This window comes from Streptococcus sp. DD11 (genome assembly GCF_001578865.1).
GTDB lineage: Bacteria > Bacillota > Bacilli > Lactobacillales > Streptococcaceae > Streptococcus > Streptococcus panodentis.
In genome coordinates this window covers 107,416-110,430 of the sequence record NZ_KQ969397.1, presented here as the reverse complement: position 1 = coordinate 110,430, position 3,015 = coordinate 107,416, and the positions used below count along the sequence as shown (strand labels likewise).

Here is a 3,015-nt window from a genome sequence, read left to right as displayed (position 1 = left end):
ATTGACTGGCTTCGGAATCTTCCTTTGACAGCGGCTAAGGAAATCAATGGCCTGCGCTTTGCCCTTTCCCATAATCTCCCTGATAAGAACTACGGCAGTGGCCTGCAGGTGACAAACAGCACCGAAGATTTTAATCAGCTGGTCTCGGAGGATGTAGATGTGGCTATCTACGGTCACGTTCACAAACAGCTGCTCCGCTATGCCACGACAGGTCAGCAAATCCTCAATCCCGGCACGATAGGCATGCCTTATTTCACTTGGGGGAAGCTGCAGAATCACCGAGCTCAGTATGCTCTGATAGAGATAGAAGAAGATGGTCTGACCAATATTAGTTTTCGCAAAGTAGCTTATGATACTGAAGCAGAGTTAAAACTGGCTAAAGAAAAGCAGCTGCCCTACATCGAACTGTATGAAGAACTCCGCCGAGAGGACAATTATCCGGGTCATAACAAGGAATTGCTGGCTCAGCTCAATGAGAAATATGCTTATATCAAGGATGTGCAAAAATACTATGATTTTTTAAGGGAATGAAAAACCCCTGCAAACTCTTACAAAATATGTTAAAATAAGGGTAATAGTAATAAATGATGGGGATTTTTGATTTCCGTCCTTGTTTAGAAAAGGAATCTGCTATGAAATTTTTAGAATTAAATAAGAAGCGCCATGCAACCAAGCACTTCAAAGACAAACCGGTGGACCCTAAGGATGTCCGCACGGCCATTGAGATTGCAACTTTGGCGCCCAGCGCTCACAACAGTCAGCCCTGGAAGTTTGTCGTCGTACGGGAGAAGAATGCGGAACTGGCAAGTATCGCCTACGGTGCCAATCAGGACCAAATCCAGGAAGCACCGGTGACCATCGCCCTCTTTACCGATACAGATCTCGCTAAGCGGGCCCGCAAAATTGCCCGAATCGCCGGCGTCAACAATATGACAGATGAGCTCCTGCAATACTATATGCAGAACCTGCCGGCGGAGTACAGCCATTACAGCGACCAGCAGAAAAGCGACTATCTGGCTCTGAATGCCGGTCTGGTAGCCATGAATCTGGTCTTGGCCCTGACTGACCAGGGAATCAGCTCCAACATCATCCTTGGTTTTGACAAGTCAAAGGCCAATGAGGTTTTGGCAATCGATGGACGTTTTCGGCCAGAACTCTTGATTACAGTTGGCTATACGGACGATAAGCTGGAACCTAGCTATCGTCTGCCAGTGGATGAAATCATCGAGAAACGTTAAGTTTCCCTGCTTTGGCAGGGATGGTTTTGGATTATACGAATTAAATCGCAACAAATTCATTTTAAATCGAAAAGGAGAAAGTCCATGACAGTTGATTTTAAAGCAGAAGTTGACAAAAGGAAGGAAGCCCTCTTGGCTGATTTGTTCAGCCTTTTGGAGATTAACTCTGAGCGGGATGATGCTAAGGCAGATGCTCAGCATCCTTTCGGTCCCGGTCCGGTGAAGGCGCTGGATAAGTTTTTGGAGCTGGCGGCGCGTGACGGCTATCCGACCGAGAATGTAGATAATTATGCCGGTCATTTTGAGTTTGGTCAAGGCGATGAAGTTCTGGGTATCTTTGCCCATATGGATGTCGTGCCGGCTGGCAGCGACTGGGATACAGATCCTTATACCCCGACCATCAAGGACGGCCGCCTCTATGCCCGTGGTTCATCCGATGACAAGGGACCGACAGTAGCCTGCTACTATGGCCTTAAGATTATCAAAGAGCTGGGCCTGCCGACTTCTAAAAAGGTTCGTTTCATTGTCGGGACTGACGAAGAGTCCGGCTGGGCGGATATGGACTATTACTTCCAGCATGTCGGTCTGCCTGAGCCTGACTTTGGCTTTTCTCCTGATGCTGAATTCCCGATTATCAATGGAGAGAAAGGCAATATCACTGAGTATCTGCACTTTGCCGGGGAAAACAGCGGACCAGCACATCTGCATAGCTTTAGGGGCGGACTGCGGGAAAATATGGTGCCTGAGTCTGCAACAGCAGTGGTGTCCGGACAGCTGCCCGGCTTTGTAGACAAGCTGGATGCTTTTGCTAAGGAACACCAGCTGCGCTTTACCTATGAAGAGTTGGCAGGCGGGCAAATCACGGTCACTCTGGTTGGCAAGTCAGCTCATGGTGCTATGCCGGCTTCCGGTATCAACGGTGCGACTTATCTGGCGAAATTCCTGTCCCAGTTTGACTTTGCCGGTCCAGCCAAGGACTATCTGGCAGTGGCGGGTGATGCGCTGCTCAATGACCATGAAGGACAGGCGCTGGGCATTGCCATCCATGATGAAAAGATGGGAGATCTGTCTATGAATGCCGGTGTCTTCCGCTTTGACGAAAAGAGCGGGGACAATACGATCGCCCTCAATATCCGCTATCCACAAGGGACCAGTCCAGAGGCTATTCAGCAAGTGCTGGCTAAGCTGCCAGTTGCCCAAGTAACGCTTGCCCAGCATGGTCACACGCCGCACTATGTGCCTTTGGAAGATCCGCTGGTACAGACCCTGCTCAGCGTTTATGAAAAGCAAACCGGACTCAAGGGACACGAGCAGGTGATTGGCGGCGGTACGTTCGGCCGTCTGCTCAAACGCGGGGTTGCTTATGGTGCTATGTTCCCGGATTCGATTGATACCATGCATCAGGCCAATGAATTCATTGACCTGGATGACCTTTTCCGGGCAGCGGCTATTTATGCCGAAGCAATCTACGAATTGATTAAATAATCTTTGAACTCGTTTGGCGCTGCCAGATGAGTTTCTTTAAAAGCAGGAGCAGCTCTATGAAGACACTAGAAGACATCACCAAGGCCATCATGGCCGATCCGCAGAATCAAGCTTATACAGAAAAGGGCATCGAGCCGCTCTTTGCGGCGCCTCGGACAGCCCGTATCAATATCGTCGGTCAGGCACCGGGCCTCAAGGCTCAGGAGTCGCGGCTTTACTGGAAAGATAAGAGCGGCGACCGCTTGCGCGAATGGCTGGGAGTCAGCGAGGAGACCTTTTATCAGTCGGGCTA

The 3,015-nt window shown here is 49.8% G+C and carries 4 protein-coding genes; all 4 read left to right on the top strand.

The window, feature by feature from the left end; all coding sequences use genetic code 11:
• Positions 1–531 (top strand): metallophosphoesterase family protein (locus tag STRDD11_RS11560; protein WP_241209445.1); only part of this gene is annotated, 531 nt, incomplete at its 5' end.
• A gap of 101 nt (positions 532–632) precedes the next feature.
• Complete coding sequence (locus STRDD11_RS11555; protein WP_128837419.1) at positions 633–1,238, top strand: nitroreductase family protein; 606 nt, start codon at positions 633–635, stop codon at positions 1,236–1,238.
• Positions 1,239–1,322: 84 nt separating this feature from the next.
• Entirely contained in the window at positions 1,323–2,723 is a 1,401-nt protein-coding gene (gene pepV / locus STRDD11_RS11550; RefSeq protein ID WP_128837418.1) for a dipeptidase PepV, read from the top strand.
• A gap of 56 nt (positions 2,724–2,779) precedes the next feature.
• Positions 2,780–3,015: uracil-DNA glycosylase family protein (locus STRDD11_RS11545; RefSeq protein WP_346962595.1), on the top strand; the 236-nt coding region annotated here is incomplete at its 3' end.